The organism is Novacetimonas pomaceti (assembly GCF_003207955.1).
Taxonomy (GTDB): Bacteria; Pseudomonadota; Alphaproteobacteria; order Acetobacterales; family Acetobacteraceae; genus Novacetimonas; species Novacetimonas pomaceti.
On record NZ_NOXG01000002.1, the window covers coordinates 99959 to 117530 of the forward strand.

16 protein-coding genes are annotated in these 17572 nt (G+C 66.1%); 14 read left to right on the forward strand and 2 right to left on the reverse strand.

The genetic code is table 11. From position 1 onward, the window contains the following. Positions 1-23 precede the first annotated feature (23 nt). From CFR71_RS02825 to CFR71_RS02850, 6 genes are all read left to right on the forward strand, one after another. Positions 24-509 (forward strand): cupin domain-containing protein, encoded by a 486-nt coding sequence (locus CFR71_RS02825; protein ID WP_110527486.1) that lies wholly within the window; start codon positions 24-26, stop codon positions 507-509. A 19-nt stretch (positions 510-528) separates the two neighbouring features. Next, the gene (locus CFR71_RS02830; protein ID WP_408889209.1) at positions 529-1170 is read left to right on the forward strand and encodes an NUDIX hydrolase; all 642 of its coding nucleotides are present in this window, start codon (positions 529-531) and stop codon (positions 1168-1170) included. 113 nt (positions 1171-1283) lie between these two features. Continuing rightward, complete coding sequence (gene htpG, locus CFR71_RS02835; protein ID WP_110526795.1) at positions 1284-3158, forward strand: molecular chaperone HtpG; 1875 nt, start codon at positions 1284-1286, stop codon at positions 3156-3158. A gap of 300 nt (positions 3159-3458) precedes the next feature. Next, on the forward strand, positions 3459-4559 hold the full coding sequence (gene mtnA / locus CFR71_RS02840) for an S-methyl-5-thioribose-1-phosphate isomerase (protein WP_110526798.1): 1101 nt from the start codon (positions 3459-3461) through the stop codon (positions 4557-4559). Positions 4560-4697: 138 nt separating this feature from the next. Continuing rightward, positions 4698-6515 (forward strand): aspartate--tRNA ligase, encoded by a 1818-nt coding sequence (aspS, locus tag CFR71_RS02845; RefSeq protein ID WP_110527489.1) that lies wholly within the window; start codon positions 4698-4700, stop codon positions 6513-6515. An 8-nt stretch (positions 6516-6523) separates the two neighbouring features. Further along, entirely contained in the window at positions 6524-7408 is an 885-nt protein-coding gene (locus CFR71_RS02850) for a cell envelope integrity EipB family protein (RefSeq protein WP_239020244.1), read from the forward strand. 147 nt (positions 7409-7555) lie between these two features. On the opposite strand, the gene CFR71_RS02855 is transcribed toward CFR71_RS02850, so the two are convergent. Then, positions 7556-8350, reverse strand: a complete 795-nt coding sequence (locus tag CFR71_RS02855) for an exodeoxyribonuclease III (RefSeq protein ID WP_110526800.1) — start codon at positions 8348-8350, stop codon at positions 7556-7558. Between the two features lie 5 nt (positions 8351-8355). Next, complete coding sequence (locus tag CFR71_RS02860) at positions 8356-8736, reverse strand: HesB/IscA family protein (protein WP_110526801.1); 381 nt, start codon at positions 8734-8736, stop codon at positions 8356-8358. A 130-nt stretch (positions 8737-8866) separates the two neighbouring features. Between CFR71_RS02860 and CFR71_RS02865 the strand changes: the two genes are divergently transcribed. From CFR71_RS02865 to serS, 8 genes are all read left to right on the forward strand, one after another. Next, positions 8867-10048 (forward strand): deoxyguanosinetriphosphate triphosphohydrolase, encoded by a 1182-nt coding sequence (locus CFR71_RS02865; RefSeq protein WP_110526803.1) that lies wholly within the window; start codon positions 8867-8869, stop codon positions 10046-10048. A 104-nt stretch (positions 10049-10152) separates the two neighbouring features. Then, positions 10153-11955: an arginine--tRNA ligase gene (gene argS / locus CFR71_RS02870; RefSeq protein ID WP_110527495.1), complete on the forward strand. Its 1803-nt coding sequence runs from the start codon at positions 10153-10155 to the stop codon at positions 11953-11955. Further along, positions 11952-12938, forward strand: coding sequence for an SPOR domain-containing protein (locus CFR71_RS02875; protein ID WP_110526805.1), 987 nt, complete (start codon positions 11952-11954; stop codon positions 12936-12938). The genes argS and CFR71_RS02875 overlap by 4 nt, the downstream gene beginning before the upstream one ends. A 52-nt stretch (positions 12939-12990) precedes the next feature. Beyond that, the gene (locus tag CFR71_RS02880; protein WP_239020245.1) at positions 12991-13836 is read left to right on the forward strand and encodes a segregation and condensation protein A; all 846 of its coding nucleotides are present in this window, start codon (positions 12991-12993) and stop codon (positions 13834-13836) included. A gap of 92 nt (positions 13837-13928) precedes the next feature. After that, complete coding sequence (gene scpB, locus CFR71_RS02885; RefSeq protein WP_110527498.1) at positions 13929-14672, forward strand: SMC-Scp complex subunit ScpB; 744 nt, start codon at positions 13929-13931, stop codon at positions 14670-14672. Positions 14673-14772: 100 nt separating this feature from the next. Beyond that, complete coding sequence (gene tatB / locus CFR71_RS02890) at positions 14773-15384, forward strand: Sec-independent protein translocase protein TatB (RefSeq protein WP_110526809.1); 612 nt, start codon at positions 14773-14775, stop codon at positions 15382-15384. An 11-nt stretch (positions 15385-15395) separates the two neighbouring features. After that, complete coding sequence (gene tatC, locus CFR71_RS02895; RefSeq protein ID WP_110526811.1) at positions 15396-16205, forward strand: twin-arginine translocase subunit TatC; 810 nt, start codon at positions 15396-15398, stop codon at positions 16203-16205. Continuing rightward, positions 16205-17482, forward strand: coding sequence for a serine--tRNA ligase (gene serS, locus CFR71_RS02900; protein ID WP_110526813.1), 1278 nt, complete (start codon positions 16205-16207; stop codon positions 17480-17482). Before tatC ends, serS begins: the two co-directional genes overlap by 1 nt. The last annotated feature ends 90 nt before the right edge of the window (positions 17483-17572 follow it).

Below are 17572 nucleotides of genomic sequence, written 5' to 3' on the forward strand. Positions count from 1 at the left end.
ATGCAAAGCCGAAGGATGCGAAGATGCTAGATCTGCGAAATCCTGATCTGGACCCGACGGAAATCCGCAGGCTCCTTTCGCTTGCGCCCCATCCCGAGGGCGGAAGCTATCGCGAGATATGGCGCGAGGAACGCGCGGATGGCGGCCGGGGAAGCGTCAGCACCATCGAATTCCTCCTCGCCGCCGGGGAGCGTTCGCACTGGCACCGTGTCGATGCCGCCGAAATCTGGTGCTGGCAGGGCGGGGGGCCGATGCGCCTGCGCATCGCCGACCGGGAACAGGCCGGGGGACTGACCGAGACAACCATTATCCTTGGCCCGCGCCCCGAAGCGGGGGAAGTGCTGCAGGCCGTTGTCCCCGCCGGCGCGTGGCAGGCGGCCGAAAGCACCGGGACATGGTCGCTGGTGGCATGTATCGTCGCCCCGGCCTTCCTGTTCGAAAAGTTCGAACTCGCGCCCCCCGGCTGGTCCCCCGCGGATGAAACCGGCGCGGAGGGGCAGGGAACATGAAGGAGGGGACATGAAGGACATGAAGCCGACGGACGAACCGCAATGGCTTGTGCTGGCACGTGAACTGCAGGCCATTGCGCAAAGTGGCCTTACCTATGCCGATGGCAGTCCCTTTGACCGTGAACGTTACGAGGCGGTGCGTGACATCGCCGCGCGGATGATGGCGATGGGCACGGGGCAGCCCGCGCCGCAGATCGCGGATCTGTTCGCAGCACAGCGCGGCTATGCCACGCCCAAGGCCACGGTGCGGGGCGCGGTGTTCGATGCGCGGGGGCGCATCCTGCTGGTGCGCGAGGTGCTGGACCACGGGCGCTGGACGCTGCCGGGCGGATGGGCTGACGTGAACCTGTCGCCCATCGAAAACACGGTCAAGGAAGTGCGCGAGGAAAGCGGCTATATCGTGCGCGCGACCCGGCTGGCGGCGGTGTGGGACCGCGCGCGCCATCCCCATCCGCCGGGACCGTTTTCGTGCTATACCTTGTGTTTCCTGTGCGAACTGCTGGGCGGTGAGCCCACCCTCAGTGTCGAGACATCCGAAATCGGCTGGTTTGCCCGCGACGAAATCCCCGCCGACCTTTCGCTTGGCCGCGTGCTGCATCAGCAGATCGACATGATGTTCGATTACGCCGCCAGCCCGGACCTGCCGACCTATTGCGACTGAAGCCATGCGCGAAGCGCAACGGACAGGCGATAGCCCATTGAAAACGGGGCGAACGTTTCCATATCCATTTCATGATATTTCGGCCGAACTGAAGCTGGAGAACAGGTAAAAAGATGACAGAACAGACAGCGGCACCCGTTGGGGAAACCGGCGGCGAACAGCATGAATTCAGTGCCGAGGTCGGGCGGCTGCTCGACCTTGTGGTTCACGCGCTGTATTCCGAACGCGAAATCTTCCTGCGTGAACTGGTGGCCAACGCCGCCGACGCCACGGACAAGCGCCGGTTCGAGGCCCTGACCGATGGCGCGCGCGCACTGCCTGACGACGCGAAGATCCGCATCAATCCCGACAAGGACGCGCGCCTGCTGACCATCAGCGACGATGGCGCGGGCATGAGCAAGGAAGAGCTTGCCCGCAACCTTGGCACCATCGCGCGTTCAGGCACCCGTGCGTTTGGCGAGGAACTGCAGAAGGCCAGGCCGGAGGAAAAGCCGAGCCTGATCGGGCAGTTCGGCGTCGGCTTCTATGCCGCGTTCATGGTGGCGGACAGGGTCGATGTCGTCTCGCGCCGCGCCGGCAGCGACGAGGCATGGCGCTGGTCCTCCACGGGCAAGGGCAACTACACCATTTCGCCGGCCACGCGCGACAAGGCGGGCACGGACATCATCCTGCACATCAAGGAAGACGCCGACGATTTCCTTGATTCGTTTCAGCTTGAGACGATCGTGCGCAAATGGGCCGACCACATTTCGTGGCCCATCAGCATCGTCAAGGATGGCGAGGAAACCACCGCCAACAAGGGCACGGCCCTGTGGCGCAAGGGACGTGGCGAAATCGACGAGGAACAGCTCAACGAGTTCTACCGTCATGTCAGCCACAACTTCGACACGCCGTGGGCGACGCTTCACTGGCATGCCGAAGGGACGCTGGAATTCTCCGCCCTGCTGTTCATTCCGGGCAGCAAGCCGTTCGAATTCGGCGAACCCGTGCGCGAAAGCCAGATCCGCCTGCATGTCCGGCGCATGTTCATCACGGACGAGGCCGGGCTGCTGCCGCCGTGGCTGCGCTTCGTGACCGGCGTGGTCGATACCGAGGACCTGCCACTCAACGTCTCGCGCGAGATGCTGCAGGCGACCCCGGTCCTGGCGCGTATCCGCAAGGCCGTGACCAACCGCGTGATTTCCGAACTGAAGACCCGCGCCAAGGACGAAGCGGATTTCGAGAAGTTCTGGAACAATTTTGGCCCGGTCTTCAAGGAAGGCATCTGGGACGACGCGGAACACCGCACGGAACTGGCCGGGCTGGCGCGCTTCGCCTCCACCACGCAGGAAGGCCTGACGACGCTGGCGGGTTACATCTCGCGCATGAAGCCCGAACAGGAAGCCATCTATTACCTGACGGGCGACCGTGCGGAAATGCTGCCGTCCTCCCCGCAGCTGGAGGGATTCCGCGCCCGCGGGATCGAGGTCCTTCTGCTGTCGGACGCGGTCGATTCGTTCTGGCCCGACCGTCTGGGCACGTATGAGGGCAAGCCGCTGCGCAACATCAGCCAGAGCCATGCGGATCTGGAAAAGTTCGGCGCGCCCGAGGAAACGGCGGAGGAGAAAAGCGACCTCGAATCCGTCCTGCCCGCGCTCAAGACCGCGCTGGGCGATGCGGTGTCCGATGTGAAGGCGACGAATCGCCTGGTGGACAGTGCCGTCGTGCTGGGCGCGCCCGAAAACGGGCCGGACCTGCAGATGATCCGCCTGATGCGCCGCAGCGGCCAGGAAGTGCCCGCCACCGCGCCGGTGCTGCAGGTCAATCCGCGCCATGTGCTGATCCATGATCTGGCCGAACGGGTGAAGGCGGGGGAATCGATCGACGATATCGCCCTGATCCTGATGGACATGGCACGTATCCAGGATGGCGAGACGCCAAAGGATCCGGCGGCATTCGCCCATCGCCTGACGACGCTGCTGTCGCGCACCGCCGCAAAGGCGGGCTGACGGATCTGGCCCGCAGGCCGTAACGTCGTGGAAAATCCCGCCATGCCCCGTGCATGGCGGGATTTTTTTTAATGGCGGAAGTGTTCCTGCCGTCCCGGTCATGACCGGACAGTCCGTTGCCGGATTGCATGCCGGTCGTGTGGCATTGTGGCCCATGGGGCTGGCAATCGGGCGGGAATGTCCCTTTATGTACCCATGACACCGCATGGACGCGATCGGGGACTTGAATACATGTCGCGCGGATGCTTCCTTGCACGCCCCTGAGTGGTGGTTCCTGATTTTGACAACGGCAAACGACGCATGAAAATCAATGATGTCTCGTACCGCAGCGTCTGGGTCGATCCCGAAGATGGCTGGTCCATAAGGATCTTTGACCAGACGCGGCTTCCGTGGACGCTGGATATCCTGCGCCTGACGCAATGCGGGCAGGTTGCCCATGCCATCCGCACCATGCAGGTGCGTGGCGCGCCGCTGATTGGCGCGGTCGCGGCGTACGGGCTGGCGCTGGCATTGCGGGTGGATGCGTCCGACGCGGCGATGGAGCGCGACGCGGCCATGCTGGCGGCGACGCGCCCGACCGCGGTCAATCTTGGCTGGGCCATCGGGCGGATGCTGACGCGCCTGCGCCTCGTGCCCCCGGCCGACCGCGTGGCCGCCGCCTATGACGAGGCGGGACGCATCTGTGATGAGGACGTGATCCAGAACGAGGCCATCGGGCGGCTTGGCCTTGAACTGATCGAGGAAATCCATCGCGCGCGTGGCGATGCCGCAGGGCCGATCAACCTGCTGACGCACTGCAACGCCGGGTGGATCGCGACCGTGGACTGGGGCACGGCGCTTGCCCCCATCTACATGGCGCACGACCGGGGCATTGACGTGCATGTCTGGGTGGACGAGACGCGTCCGCGCAACCAGGGCGCGTCGCTGACGGCATGGGAACTGGGCAGCCATGGCGTGCCGCATACGGTCATCGCCGACAATGCGGGCGGCCACCTGATGCAGCATGGCAAGGTGGACCTTGTGATCGTGGGCACCGACCGCGTCACCCGGAATGGCGATGTCGCCAACAAGATCGGCACCTATCTCAAGGCGCTGGCGGCGGCGGACAACAACGTGCCGTTCTGGGTTGCGCTGCCCTCGACCACGATCGACTGGAGCATTTCCGACGGCGTGCGCGAAATCCCCATCGAGGAACGCGCCAGCAGCGAGGTCACCCATATCTTTGGCCGCAATGACGCGGGCAGGGTGGAACGCGTGCAGCTGACGCCGCAGGGCAGCCATGCGGCCAATCCCGCCTTTGACGTGACGCCGGCGCGGCTGGTGACCGGGCTGATTACCGAACGCGGCCGCTGCAGCGCCACGGCGGACGGGTTGTGCGATCTGTTCCCCGAATATGTGTAGGTAAAAAAGACGCCCGTGTGGCGTTGCGAGCGTGTCCGAACTTGACAGCGCGGGGCCAGATTGGCTTTGTCGCGCCTGCGGGACCGGGCGGTCGCAACTGTCGCCGGCCCCCTGAAACAGGTTGAACAGGACGAGACCATGCATCCCTATCGTACCCATAGCTGTGCGGCCCTGCGGGCCAGCGACGCCGGGCAGACGGCCCGCCTTTCCGGATGGGTACACAGCAAGCGCGATCATGGCGGCCTGCTGTTCATCGATCTGCGCGATCATTTCGGCCTGACCCAGATCGTGATTCCCGCCGGTTCGCCGGTGCTGGAACTGGCGGAAAAGATCCGCGTCGAAAGCGTGCTGACGGTCACGGGCGAAGTCGTGCTGCGTGATGCGGTGACAAAGAACCCGAACCTGCCGACAGGCGAAATCGAACTGCGCGCGCAGCAGATCGACGTGCAGTCGGCGGCCGACGTGCTGCCGTTCCAGGTGGCGGGTCATGAAAACTACCCCGAGGACCTGCGCCTGACCTATCGCTACATCGACCTGCGTCGCGAGAAGGTGCATCGCAACATCATGCTGCGCGCCCAGGTCATCGCCAGCCTGCGCCGGCGGATGACCGACCTCGGCTTCGTGGAATTCCAGACCCCGATCCTGACCGCGTCCTCGCCCGAAGGCGCGCGCGACTTCCTCGTGCCCGCGCGGATGCATCCGGGCAAGTTCTATGCCCTGCCGCAGGCCCCGCAGCAGTTCAAGCAGCTGGCGATGGTCGCGGGCTTTGACCGCTATTTCCAGATTGCCCCATGTTTCCGTGACGAGGCCGCGCGCGCCGACCGTTCCCCCGGCGAGTTCTATCAGCTCGACTTCGAAATGGCGTTCGCGACGCAGGAAGACGTGTTCGCCACGCTGGAACCGGTGATGGAAGGGGTGTTTCGCGAATTCGGCGGCGGCCGTACCGTCAGCAAGGCCCCGTTCGAGCGCATTCCCTATGCCACCGCCATGGAAGTCTATGGCAGCGACAAGCCCGACCTGCGTAACCCGCTGAAGATTTCCGATGTCACGGAATCCTTTGCGGAGTCCGGGTTCGGCCTGTTCGCCCGCATCGTGGCCGATGGCGGCCAGGTGCGCGCCATTCCCGCGCCGGGCGCGGGGGACAGGCCGCGCGCTTTCTTTGACAAGCTCAACGCATGGGCGCGCGAAGCCGGGGCCGGTGGCCTTGGTTACATCATCTTCGCCGAAGATGGCGCCAAGGGGCCGATCGCCAAGAACCTCGAGCCCGAACGCGTCGCCGCCATCCGCGACAAGACGGGGCTCAAGGCCGGGGACGCCGTGTTCTTCGCCGCGGGCAAGGGGGACGAGGTCGCCAAATTCTCCGGCCTCGTGCGGACGCGTATCGCGACCGAACTTGACCTGATCGAGGAAAATTCCTTCCGTTTTTGCTGGATCACGGATTTCCCGATGTTCGAGCGCAACGAGGAAACCGGGCAGATCGATTTCTCCCACAATCCGTTCTCCATGCCGCAGGGCGGGATGGAAGCGCTGGAGAAGCAGGATCCCCTGACGATCAAGGCGTACCAGTACGACATCGTGTGCAATGGCATCGAACTGTCATCAGGCGCGATCCGCAACCATCGCCCGGACGTGATGATCCGCGCGTTCGAGATCGCGGGCTATCCCGAAAGCGAGGTCGAGGCCCGCTTTGGCGGCATGCTCAATGCCTTCCGTTACGGCGCCCCGCCGCATGGCGGGTCGGCGCCGGGCGTGGACCGTATTGTCATGCTGCTGGCGGATGAGCCCAACATCCGCGAGGTCATCCTCTTCCCGCTCAACCAGCAGGGCGAGGACCTGATGATGGGCGCGCCCGCCCCGGTGGAGGCCGCGCGCCTGAAGGAACTGTCGCTGGCGCTGGACCTGCCAAAGCCGAAGCCCGCGGTCGTAAAGGGTGCGCCCGCGCCCAAGAAGGACTGAGCTTTTCCATGCGCCCCGTCATCCGTACCCGCGCCCCGGTCGCGCCGCGCTGGCGGGGGCTGTGCATGGTGCTGGCCCTGATGGCGGGCGGGACGGGGAGCGCGCGGATGGCGCATGGCACCGCCGCGTCTGGTGTCGCGCCGGTGGTGCTGGCGCCGCATCGCGCGGTCTATGACCTGACGCTCGAATCCGTCAGTGGCGGGGAAATCGTTTCCGCCAGCGGCAGCATGACCTACGTGCTGTCGGATGCCTGTTCGGCATGGTCCACCCAGCAGGAACTCAATCTCCAGACCGCGTCGCGCAGTGGCACGCAGACGGAGATGAAAACCGATTACGCCGTGCTGGAAGACAAGGATGGCGGTCATATGGTCTTTCGCACCCACCAGTATGGCAGTGGTGTTGCGGAAGAGAAAATCAGTGGCGAGGCGACGATGACCGCCACGGGCGGGCAGGTGCGTTATACGCAGCCGACCCCCCATGTCGTGCCACTGGCGGCGGGGACGGTTTTCCCCGTCGGGCACACGCGCGCCATAATTGCCGCCGCGCGGGCGGGAGAGGCCTCGATCGACCCGGTCCTGTTCGATGGCACCACGGAAAAGGGCGCGATCGATACCTTCGTCGTCCTGATGGGATGGAAACCGCCACCCACGGCGACGGATATCGCTGCGCTGTCGCATCTGGGGTCGGTTATCACGCATGTGGCCTATTACGATCATGCGACCCATGACATGCCGCCCGATTTCGATGTCGGCATGCGCTATTTCGAAAATGGCGTGTCGGATCGGCTGGACATGAATTTCGGGGAATTCCGCATGCGGGGCACGCTACGGACCTTTACGCCGTTGCCGGCGCCACGCCACTGTTCCGTCATGGTGCAACCGCCTGCCCGCTGAAATCCCGCAGGATCCGGGGATTGCCGGCGTCTGGGGACTGTCTGAAAGCAACTTCCTGATAATGAATGACAAAAGTTTTTGGTAAAGCTTTTTGCAAAAGCTTCGAAAGACGTCGCCTTTTTGAAAAAAGGCGACACCCGGAAACTTTTATGATTCCAGCTTCCCGTCGCCATCACGCAGCGTGACAACCAGCGGCACATGGTCGGAGGGCTGTTTCATGCCACGCTCTTCCCTGTCGGGCATGGCCGTCAGCAGTCGTTCGGCCACGCGCGGGGACAGCAGGGCGTGGTCGATGCACAGGCCGCTGTCGCGCTGCCATGCTCCGGCCTGGTAATCCCAGAAGGTATAGAAACGTCCCACCGGATGCAGCGCCCGCAGCGCATCGGTCAGCCCCAGCCACAACAGGCTGCGGAATGCCGCGCGTGAGGCGGGACGCACCAGCGCGTCGTCAGGCGACAGCGCGCCGGGGGCAAGGTCCTTGTCCGTGGGGCAGACGTTATAATCCCCCGCCAGCACGAAATCAGTGCCCGCGCGCAGCATGTCGCGGGCATGTTCGCGCAGCGCCGCCATGAATGACAGCTTGTTGTCATATCCCGCCTCGCCGCCGGAATTGCCGTTGGGCAGGTAGAGGTTGCCGAATGTCAGCGTATCTGTGCGGATTTCGACATAGCGCGCCTGTGGCGGGTCTGTCTCCCATCCCGGCAGGGTGCGATGCGCAAGCGTGAACGGCACGCGCGAGAGGATCGCCACCCCGTTATAGCTTTTCTGCCCGACCACGACGCTTTCATAACCGGCCTCGCGAAAGGCGTCGGCGGGAAACTGGTCATCCGTGCATTTGATTTCCTGCAGGCCCAGCACGTCGGGCTGTTCGCGTTCCAGCCATTGCAGGACAAGATCCCGCCGCTGGCGGATCGAATTGATGTTCCAGGTGGCGAATTTCATCGGGATCAGTCGATCGAAAAGCTGGTGCCGCACCCGCACGACGACGTGGCCTGCGGATTGTGGATGGTGAAATGCGCGCCCATCAGGCTGTCCTTGAAATCCAGTTCCCCCCCGGCCAGAAGGTCGAGGCTGGCGGGATCGACGATCACGTTCGTCTCCCCCGCCGGGATCAGGATGTCATCGGGGGCGATGTCGGTCTCAAGCGCGAATTTGTACTGGAATCCGTTGCACCCGCCCGCCAGGACCGAAACCCGCAGGCCGGGCATCGGGCCAGACATCTGGCCGGGGGTCGCGCCCTGTTCGTCGATGATCTCGCGCAGGCGCTTCACCGCGCCGTCGGAGACGCGGAAAGCGGAGGAGGTGGCGTGTTCGGCGGTCATGTCCATCGGGTATCACCATCGTGTGACGAAAGCGGCGAGCGCGGCGGCAAGGTAGCCTTCGCGTCCCGGGCGGGTTATCGGACAAGGACGGATGCGCGGTCACCGCGCCCGGTCCTCATGCGGGATAGAGGTATATATGAGTGTCGCTCTCTACGCTGTCCAGATCGCGACCGCGCGCGGTCGCCTCCACCGGGAGGAAGAGGCCCCCACGCGCACGCCATGGCAACGCGATCGTGACCGCATCGTCCATTCGGCCGCGTTCAGGACATTGCAGTACAAAACGCAGGTCTTCCTCAATCACGAGGGCGATTTCTTTCGCACGCGCCTGACCCATTCGCTGGAGGTCGCGCAGATCGCGCGCTCCATCGCCCGCAGGCTCGGCCTTGACGAGGACCTGACGGAGGGGCTGGCGCTGGCGCATGACGTGGGCCACACCCCCTTTGGCCATGCGGGGGAGGAGGCGCTGTCGGCGGCGATGCGGCCATGGGGCGGTTTCGATCACAATACCCAGTCCCTGCGGCTGGTCACGAAGCTGGAGCGGCATTATTTCGCCTTTGACGGCCTGAACCTGACATGGGAACTGCTGGAGGGACTGGCGAAGCATAACGGGCCGGTCGATCATCCCACCCCCTTTGTCGCGGAATACGCGGCGCGCCACGGGCTGGAACTTGGCAGCTTCGCCTCGGCCGAGGCACAGGTCGCGGCACAGTCGGACGATATCGCCTATCACGCGCACGACCTTGATGACGGGCTGCGCGCGGGGCTGCTGCACCTGCCAGACCTCGAGGACCTGCCCGTCGTGGGCGAGGCGCTGGCCCAGGCCCGCCATGTCCAGCGCGAGGTGGGGGCGGCAGGGTGCGGGGCCAATGACCCGCGCCTGCGGCACGAGACGATCCGCCGCGTCATCAACGTGCTGGCGACCGACCTGACCGCGCAGACGCAGCGCAACCTTGAACGCCTGTCGCCGCGTTGCGCCGATGACATCCGCCACGCGCCATATCCGGTCGTGGAATACAGCACCCCCATCCGCGAGGCGAATGCCGAGATCCGCAAATTCCTGTATGCCCGGCTTTACCGTCACTGGCGGGTGAACCGCATGACGCGCAAGGCGCGGCTGACGGTCGAATCGATTTTCACCATCCTGTCGGAAAACATGACGCTGCTGCCCGATGGATGGCGCGAACAGGCACTGGCGGCGCGGGATGCGAAAAAGATGGCTGATGCGCACCGGGTCGTGGCGGATTATATAGCCGGGATGACCGACCGCCTCGCGATGGAGGAATATCGGCGGTTGACGGACCTGTCCTCGCCGGGGTGAAACAGCATGGCATCATGCCATGACCGTCCTGAAGGGCGTGGCGTGTCCATCGCGATCTGTTCCGGGCCGTGGCCCCGGGTGTCAATTTTGGGAAACCGCACCGCATGTCTGACAGTCTGTTCGTCCGCTATCTTTCGCATGTGCGCGAGGCGCTGGGCCGGGTCGTGCCCGACCTGCCCCCCGCCATCATGCAGCGGGTGGAGGTCACGCCCACGCGCGATCCGTCGCATGGCGACCTTGCGACGAACGCGGCGCTGCTGGTGGCGAAGGTCGCGCGGCGCAGGCCGGCCGATATCGCGGCCGACCTTGCGCGTGCCCTCGAATCCGTGCCGGGCGTCAGCGCGGCGCAGGCCGCCGGCCCCGGATTCGTGAACCTGAAGCTTGAGCCTTCGGTCCTGCAGGAGGTGGCGGCCCAGGTGCTGCATGCGGGCGAATCCTATGGCGACAGCCAGGCGGGCCAGGGCGTGAAGGTGAACGTGGAATACGTCTCCGCCAACCCGACCGGGCCGATGCATGTCGGGCACTGCCGTGGCGCGGTGGTTGGCGACGCGCTGGCGAACCTGCTGTCAAAGGCGGGATATGATGTCACCAAGGAATATTACATCAACGATGCCGGCGCGCAGGTCACGGCACTCGCATGGGCGGCGTACTGGCGTTACCTGCAGGCGATCGGCACGCCCCTGACGCAGGATGAATTCGCAGCCCTCGTCCCCGGCGGCATCCAGTATGGTGGCGACTACCTCGTGCCGGTGGGGCAGGCGCTGGCCGCCCGCCATGGCACGTCGCTTGCGGCCGCGGACGGCCGTCCCGCGCCGGTGGACGTGTGGATGAAAACCGTGCGGACCGAGACGGTGGCGCGCATGATGGCGATGATCCGCGAGGATCTGGAGGCGCTGGGCGTGCATCATGACGTCTTCACCAGCGAGGCGAAGATCCTCGCGGATGGGGAGACCGACCGCGCCATCGACCGGCTGGCGGCGAAGGGCCTGATTTACGAAGGCGTGCTGGAACCGCCCAAGGGCAAGCTGCCCGACGACTGGGAGGCACGGCCGCAGACACTGTTCCGCTCCACCGAATTCGGCGATGACGTGGACCGCCCGCTGCGCAAGTCCGATGGGTCGAACACGTATTTCGCCAATGATATCGGCTATCACGCGGATAAGATCGCGCGTGGGGCGGATGTGCTGATCGATGTGTGGGGCGCGGACCATGGCGGCTATGTCACGCGCATGAAGGCCGCCGTCGCGGCGCTGGGCCAGGACGGGAAGCCGGAACTCGACGTGCTTTTGTGCCAGATCGTGCGCATCGTGCGCGACGGGCAGCCGGTGCGCATGTCCAAGCGGGCGGGCACGTTCGTCACCCTGCGCGATCTGATTGACGAGGTCGGGCGCGATGCGGTGCGCTTTACGATGCTGACGCGCAAGGCCGACGCGCAGATGGAATTCGACCTCGACCAGGTCGTGGCGCAGAGCCGCGACAACCCCGTCTTTTACGTGCAGTACGCCCATGCGCGATGCTGTTCTGTGATGCGTGGCGCGGCGGAACTGGCGCAGGCGGGCCGGCTGCCCGGCGACCTGTCGGTGGAGGCGCTGTCGCAGGTGGACCTGTCCGGCCTGACGTCGGATGCGGAACTGGCGGTGCTGGGCCGCATGGCGCAGTGGCCGCGCGTGGTCGAAAGCGCCGCGGCAGCGCATGAGCCGCATCGCATCGCCTTTTACCTGCAGGAACTGGCGGCGGATTTCCATGCGCTGTGGAACCGGGGCCGTGATGATGCCACATTGCGCTTCCTGCATGAGGATGATGCCGCGCTGACCCGGACGAAACTGGCACTGGTCGAGGCCACGGCAACCGTGATCCGTTCGGGTCTGCGCGTTCTGGGGGTCGAGCCGGTCAAGGAGATGCGATGAGTCCTGCAGACCCCACCGACCGTAATCCCGCCCAGGAACGGATCAACCGCGAACGCATGAGCCCCGATTACGGGGATGACGAGGACGATCCGCGCACGCCGATGGAGCCGAGCGAACCCGGTTCGTCCCGCCGGGGTGGCCGGGGACGCGGGATCGGGGCCACCCTGTCCGGCCTGCTGGGATCCGGGCTGCTGGGCGGTAACGACCCGATGACGCGCCGGCTGCTTTACGGGGCGGCGGGCCTGGGCGGCCTGCTGATCGTGCTTGTGGGCGGATGGTCGCTGTTCGGGCATCACCAGAACGGCATTCCCGTCATCGGCCCGCCACCCGGGCCGCTGCGGGTGAAGCCGGTTGATCCGGGCGGCATGCAGGTGCTGGGCACGGATGCGGCGGGCGATGGCGCGGATGGCGGGCACATGGCCCCCGGCCCGGAACAGCCCCGGCCCGACGCGATGGCCCGCCAGTACGGACAGGCCACCACGCCCGAACCGCCTGCCGCCGCCCCGCCAGCGCAGGGACAGGCCCCGGCGCCTGTGCCGGGCGTGCAGTCCGAGCCGCTGGCGTCGGCCCAGCCCGAAAGCGCGCCATTGCCGCCAGCCCCGGCCGCAGGTACGCCTGCCGCCGCGCCGCAACCCGCCGCGCCCCCCGCCCCGGCACGGCAGGACGAGGCGGATGAGGATGAGGGGACGCAGGCCGCCCCCGCCGCCCCGGCGGCACCCCCCGCGCATGGCGCGACGGGGCGTTACGGCGTGCAGCTCGCCGCGCTCGACAGCGAGGCGGCGGCCCAGAAAAGCTGGGGGCGGCTGCAACGCCAGTATGCCTCCCTGTTCGGGGACAGGCAGCCCGCGATTGTCCGTGCCGAGCGGAACGGGACGACGTTCTATCGCCTGCGGGTCAAGGGATTTGCCACCACGGCGGAGGCCTCGGCCTTCTGCCAGCAGGTCAAGGCGCACGGGCTGGCATGTAACCCGGTCCGGTTCTGAGCATCCGGCATGTGCGTTTTTCATGCAGGCGCGAAAGGGCAGGGGGCCGGCCATGCCCGCTGAGGACCCGTCGGATCGGGATGCGGGACCGCCGGTCGTCCTGGCCCCGATCCTTCATCTGGACGGGTTCGACGGGCCGATGGACCTGCTTCTGGAGCTGGCGCGCGCGCAGAAGGTCGATCTTGCGCGGATTTCCATCGTGCAGCTGGTGGAACAGTATCTTGCGGTGGTTGATTCCGCGCGCGACCTGCGGCTGGAACTGGCGGCGGACTGGCTGGTCATGGCGGCGTGGCTGGCATGGCTGAAATCACGCCTGCTGCTGCCCGCTCACGAAGACGACGCGCTCGACGCGGAGGAGGCGGCCGGCGTCCTTCAGGCGCGTCTTGTCGAACTTGAACGCATCGGGCTGGTGGCGGGATGGCTGATGGCGCGTCCGCGCCTGGGCCATGACGTGTTCGAACGGGGCGAGGCCGAGGAACTGGTGGAAATCGACCGTTCGGGCCTGGCGGTGGATATCGGGCAGCTGATGCGTGGCTACATGGCGGTGATGCGCAGGCGGGTGCGCAAACGTGCCTACCGCCCGCGCCAGTTCCATTTCTGGACCGTGCAGGACGCCCTGCGTCGCCTGCGCCGCCTGCTGGGGGAAAACATGGTCCCTGACTGGTGCAGCCTTGACGCCTTCCTGCCCACCGCGCGCGAGGCGGCGCGTAGCGACGGGACGCACGAGGCCGAGCGTCGCGCGCAACAGCGCGCGGCGGTGGCCGGGACCTTGCTCGCCTCGCTGGAAATGGCCAAGAACGGCGTCATAGAATTACGCCAGAACAAGGAATTCGGCCAGATCCTGCTGCGCCGCAACCCGCAGGCCGACCTGCCGGAAACAGGAATGGAACCCGCATGACGACAACCCCGCCCGGCGATGATCCCGCGCCCCGCCTGCCCCTGCCGGAGGTGTCTGCTCCTGAAAGGGAGGCGACGCTTGCCGCGTCGGCAATGGCGGAGACGCCCGAAGACATCGTGGTTTCGGAAATGTCCCTGCGTCTGGTCGAGGCACTGATTTTCGCCCGCGCGGAACCCGTCAGCGAACGTGCGATCGCCGAACTGCTGGAAACACAGGGCGACATTCCCGCCGGCGTGCAGGACCTTGCGGCCTATACCCGCGCGACGCTGGATGCGCTGCTGGCCCTTTACGAAGGGCGCGGCGTCATGCCGGTGCAGGTCGCGGGGGGATGGCAGTTCCGGACCACGCCTGATCTCGCGCCGCGGTTGACGCGGGTGCTGCGCCGTCCGCGCCGCCTTGCGCGTTCCACCATGGAAACGCTGGCGATCATCGCCTATCACCAGCCCTGCACCCGCGCGGAAATCGAGGGGATACGTGGCGTCTCGCTCAGCCAGCAGGTGCTTGATACCCTGCTGGAGGCCGAACTGGTGGTGCCGCTGGGCCGCAAGGAGGTGCCCGGACGTCCCATCCTGTGGGGCACGTCGGAGGGATTCCTGCGGCATTTCGGCCTGCGTGACCTGCGTGACCTGCCCCGGCGGGAGGAACTGCTGGTGGATGTGCCCGATCTGGCGCAGGCCGCCACCCCCGACGCGGCGGAAGGCGGAAGCGGAGCCGGCGTCCCGGATCCGTCAGGAATGGATGAAGACGTCCCGGCTGGCGCCGCAGGCGGGGACGGGCGCATGGGTGACGCGCCCGCCGGCCCCGATGACGTGGTTTGCGCGCCGCCCGATGCGTGATAGGTCTGCGGACGGTTTTTTCGCGCATGCGATGGATTGATGAAACGCTGGCGACGGCGGATGGCTTCGCCACGGGCCGGGCAGGAAGGGGCAGGGCGTCATGTTCGATTTCGCGTGGTCTGAATTTGCCCTGATCGGGGCCGTGGGTCTGCTGCTGATCGGGCCGAAGGACATGCCGGTGGCGATCCGCACGGTGACCGGCCTGATCAAGAAGGCGCGCAGGATGGCCGCCGAATTCCAGACCCATGTTGACGAAATGGTGCGCGAGGCCGACCTGACGGAGGCCCGCGACCAGCTTGGCCGTCTGCGCCGGATGAACGTGCGCGACCAGATCATGCGCGCGGTCGATGGCGATGGCAGCCTGCGTCGCACGCTCGACGAACGCCCGCTGGAGGCGGGGACCGCCCTGTCCGCGCCCACCATCGCCCCGCCTGCGGCCGGAGCGCACGAACCGCCCATGGCGGAGGTGGCGATGCCGTCGCGTTACCGGGGGGAGGCGACGATCCATATTCCGTCGCTGCATGACGAACCGGTCGCCTGGCCCGCGATGGCGGGACCGCCCGCGCCGGATTTCCTGCCGCCGCAGGTGGCGCGGCGGATTGCCGATGAACGCGCGCGCCTCAACCCGCCCGCCTTCCTGCCGCCGGTGCGCGTGATCCATGCGGGCCGCCGCGTCGCCCCGTCGCGCGCAGGCGATGCGCCCAGTTCCTGAATGTCTGGCCCATGCCGGGGGATACGACGCTGAACGACGATACGCTTGATGACCAGCCCATGCCACTGCTTGACCATCTGGTCGAGCTCCGACGTCGCCTGTTGTGGTCGGTCGCGACGTTCGCGGTGTGTTTTGCGATCTGTTATTACTATTCCACGCAGATCTACATGTTCCTTGCCCGGCCGCTGGCGGACATCATGCGCCAGCAGGGGGAACAGCCGCACCTGATCTATACCGCGCTGGCGGAGGCGTTCTTCACCTACATGAAGGTGGCGTTTTTCGGCGCGGCCTGCCTGTCCTTTCCCATGATCGCCATACAGGCATGGATATTCATCGCGCCCGGCCTGTACCGCAGCGAAAAACGCGCCTTCGCGCCATTCCTGGTCGCGACCCCGGTGATGTTCCTGCTGGGCGCGTCGATGGCGTATTACTTCGTCTTTCCCGCCGCGTGGAAATTCTTCCTCTCGTTCCAGAGCAACGGGGCGCAGGGACATGACGGCATCCAGATCGAACTGCAGGCCAAGGTATCGGAATACCTGTCGCTGGTGATGAAGCTGATCCTGGCGTTCGGCACGGCGTTCGAACTGCCGGTCGTGCTGACGCTGCTGGCGCGGGTGGGGCTGGTGACGGCCGACGGTCTGGCGCGGGTGCGGCGTTATGCCTATGTCGGGGCATTTGTCATTGCCGCCATCCTGACACCGCCCGACGTGATCACCCAGACCGGCCTGGCGGTGCCGATGATCGGACTTTATGAAATTTCCATCGTCTGCGCGCGTATGGTAGCCCCCCGCCGCGTGGACGAGACCGAGGAGGATTCCTGATGCACGACCTGCGCGCCCTTCGCGCCGATCCCGACGCGTTCGACGCCGACCTGAAGCGCCGGGGCGAACCACCCGTGGCCGCCGCCATTGTCGAACTGGACAGGGAACGTCGCGCCGCCGAAACCGCGTTGCAGGAATGCCAGGCCCAGCGCAAGGCCCTGTCGAAGGAGGTGGGCGCCCTGCGGCGCACCGGCGCCGACAGTTCGGAGGTGGAGGCGCGTTCAGCCGCCCTGCGTGAGCGCATGGAGGCGCTGTCGACGCAGGTGGCGGATCTGGATGCGAAGTTGCGCGGTACGCTGGAATGCCTGCCCAACCGTCTGGCCGCCGACGTGCCCGATGGCCGCGATGAAAGCGGCAATGTCGTGCGGCACACGTGGGGGACGCCGCGCGTCATGGATTTCGCGGCGAAGGAGCATTTCGAGCTGGGCGAGGCGCTTGGCCTGATGGATTTCGAAACCGCGTCGCGCCTGTCGGGCGCGCGCTTCGTCGTCCTGCGCGGGGCGCTGGCGCGGATGGAACGCGCGCTGGGGCAGTTCATGCTGGACCTGCATACGCGCGAAAACGGCTATGACGAGACTTCCGTCCCCGTTCTGGTCAATGACGAGGCGATGTACGGCACCGACAAGCTGCCGAAATTCGCGGACCAGTCCTTCCGCACGACCGATGGCCGCTGGCTGGTCCCCACGGCGGAGGTGCCGCTGACGGCCTCGGTAGGGGGAGAAATCCTGTCCGCCGATACGCTGCCGCGCCGCATGGTCGCCCTGTCGTCATGTTTCCGCAGCGAGGCCGGGGCGGCGGGGCGCGATACGCGCGGCATGCTGCGCCAGCACCAGTTCCAGAAGGTGGAGATGGTGTCCATCACCGCGCCGGAGGACAGCGAGGCGGAACATGAACGCATGACCCGCTGTGCCGAGATGGTGCTCGAACGCCTTGGCGTGCCCTATCGCCGGATGCTGCTGTGCGCGGGGGATACAGGGTTCGGCGCGGCCCGTACCTTCGACCTGGAGGCATGGCTGCCGGGGCAGAAGGCATGGCGGGAGATTTCGTCGTGTTCCACCACCCGCGATTTTCAGGCGCGCCGCATGAACGCCCGCTATCGCGCGGCGGATGGGAAGCCGGCCTTTGTCCATACGCTCAACGGTTCGGGACTTGCGGTCGGGCGCACCCTGATCGCGGTGATGGAAAACGGGCAGAACGAAGATGGCTCCATCACGGTGCCAGAGGTGCTGTGGCCCTATATGGGCGGGACGCAGGTCATCACGGCTGGCGCGAAATAGGCGCCTGTCCTCGGGGGCGTTGCCCCCGACCCCCCACCCCCCACCAAAGGTCGCGGACCTTTGGAAACCACTGCTTTTACAGGGATTTCC

What these genes read in the sequence shown, in the direction of transcription:
- CFR71_RS02825 (WP_110527486.1), top strand. Translation starts at nt 24, where the DNA reads ATGCTAGATCTGCGAAATCCTGATCTGGACCCGACGGAAATCCGCAGG.
- CFR71_RS02830 (WP_408889209.1), top strand. Translation starts at nt 529, where the DNA reads ATGAAGCCGACGGACGAACCGCAATGGCTTGTGCTGGCACGTGAACTG.
- htpG (WP_110526795.1), top strand. Translation starts at nt 1,284, where the DNA reads ATGACAGAACAGACAGCGGCACCCGTTGGGGAAACCGGCGGCGAACAG.
- mtnA (WP_110526798.1), top strand. Translation starts at nt 3,459, where the DNA reads ATGAAAATCAATGATGTCTCGTACCGCAGCGTCTGGGTCGATCCCGAA.
- aspS (WP_110527489.1), top strand. Translation starts at nt 4,698, where the DNA reads ATGCATCCCTATCGTACCCATAGCTGTGCGGCCCTGCGGGCCAGCGAC.
- CFR71_RS02850 (WP_239020244.1), top strand. Translation starts at nt 6,524, where the DNA reads ATGCGCCCCGTCATCCGTACCCGCGCCCCGGTCGCGCCGCGCTGGCGG.
- CFR71_RS02855 (WP_110526800.1), bottom strand. Translation starts at nt 8,350, where the DNA reads ATGAAATTCGCCACCTGGAACATCAATTCGATCCGCCAGCGGCGGGAT.
- CFR71_RS02860 (WP_110526801.1), bottom strand. Translation starts at nt 8,736, where the DNA reads ATGGACATGACCGCCGAACACGCCACCTCCTCCGCTTTCCGCGTCTCC.
- CFR71_RS02865 (WP_110526803.1), top strand. Translation starts at nt 8,867, where the DNA reads ATGAGTGTCGCTCTCTACGCTGTCCAGATCGCGACCGCGCGCGGTCGC.
- argS (WP_110527495.1), top strand. Translation starts at nt 10,153, where the DNA reads ATGTCTGACAGTCTGTTCGTCCGCTATCTTTCGCATGTGCGCGAGGCG.
- CFR71_RS02875 (WP_110526805.1), top strand. Translation starts at nt 11,952, where the DNA reads ATGAGTCCTGCAGACCCCACCGACCGTAATCCCGCCCAGGAACGGATC.
- CFR71_RS02880 (WP_239020245.1), top strand. Translation starts at nt 12,991, where the DNA reads ATGCCCGCTGAGGACCCGTCGGATCGGGATGCGGGACCGCCGGTCGTC.
- scpB (WP_110527498.1), top strand. Translation starts at nt 13,929, where the DNA reads ATGGCGGAGACGCCCGAAGACATCGTGGTTTCGGAAATGTCCCTGCGT.
- tatB (WP_110526809.1), top strand. Translation starts at nt 14,773, where the DNA reads ATGTTCGATTTCGCGTGGTCTGAATTTGCCCTGATCGGGGCCGTGGGT.
- tatC (WP_110526811.1), top strand. Translation starts at nt 15,396, where the DNA reads ATGCCGGGGGATACGACGCTGAACGACGATACGCTTGATGACCAGCCC.
- serS (WP_110526813.1), top strand. Translation starts at nt 16,205, where the DNA reads ATGCACGACCTGCGCGCCCTTCGCGCCGATCCCGACGCGTTCGACGCC.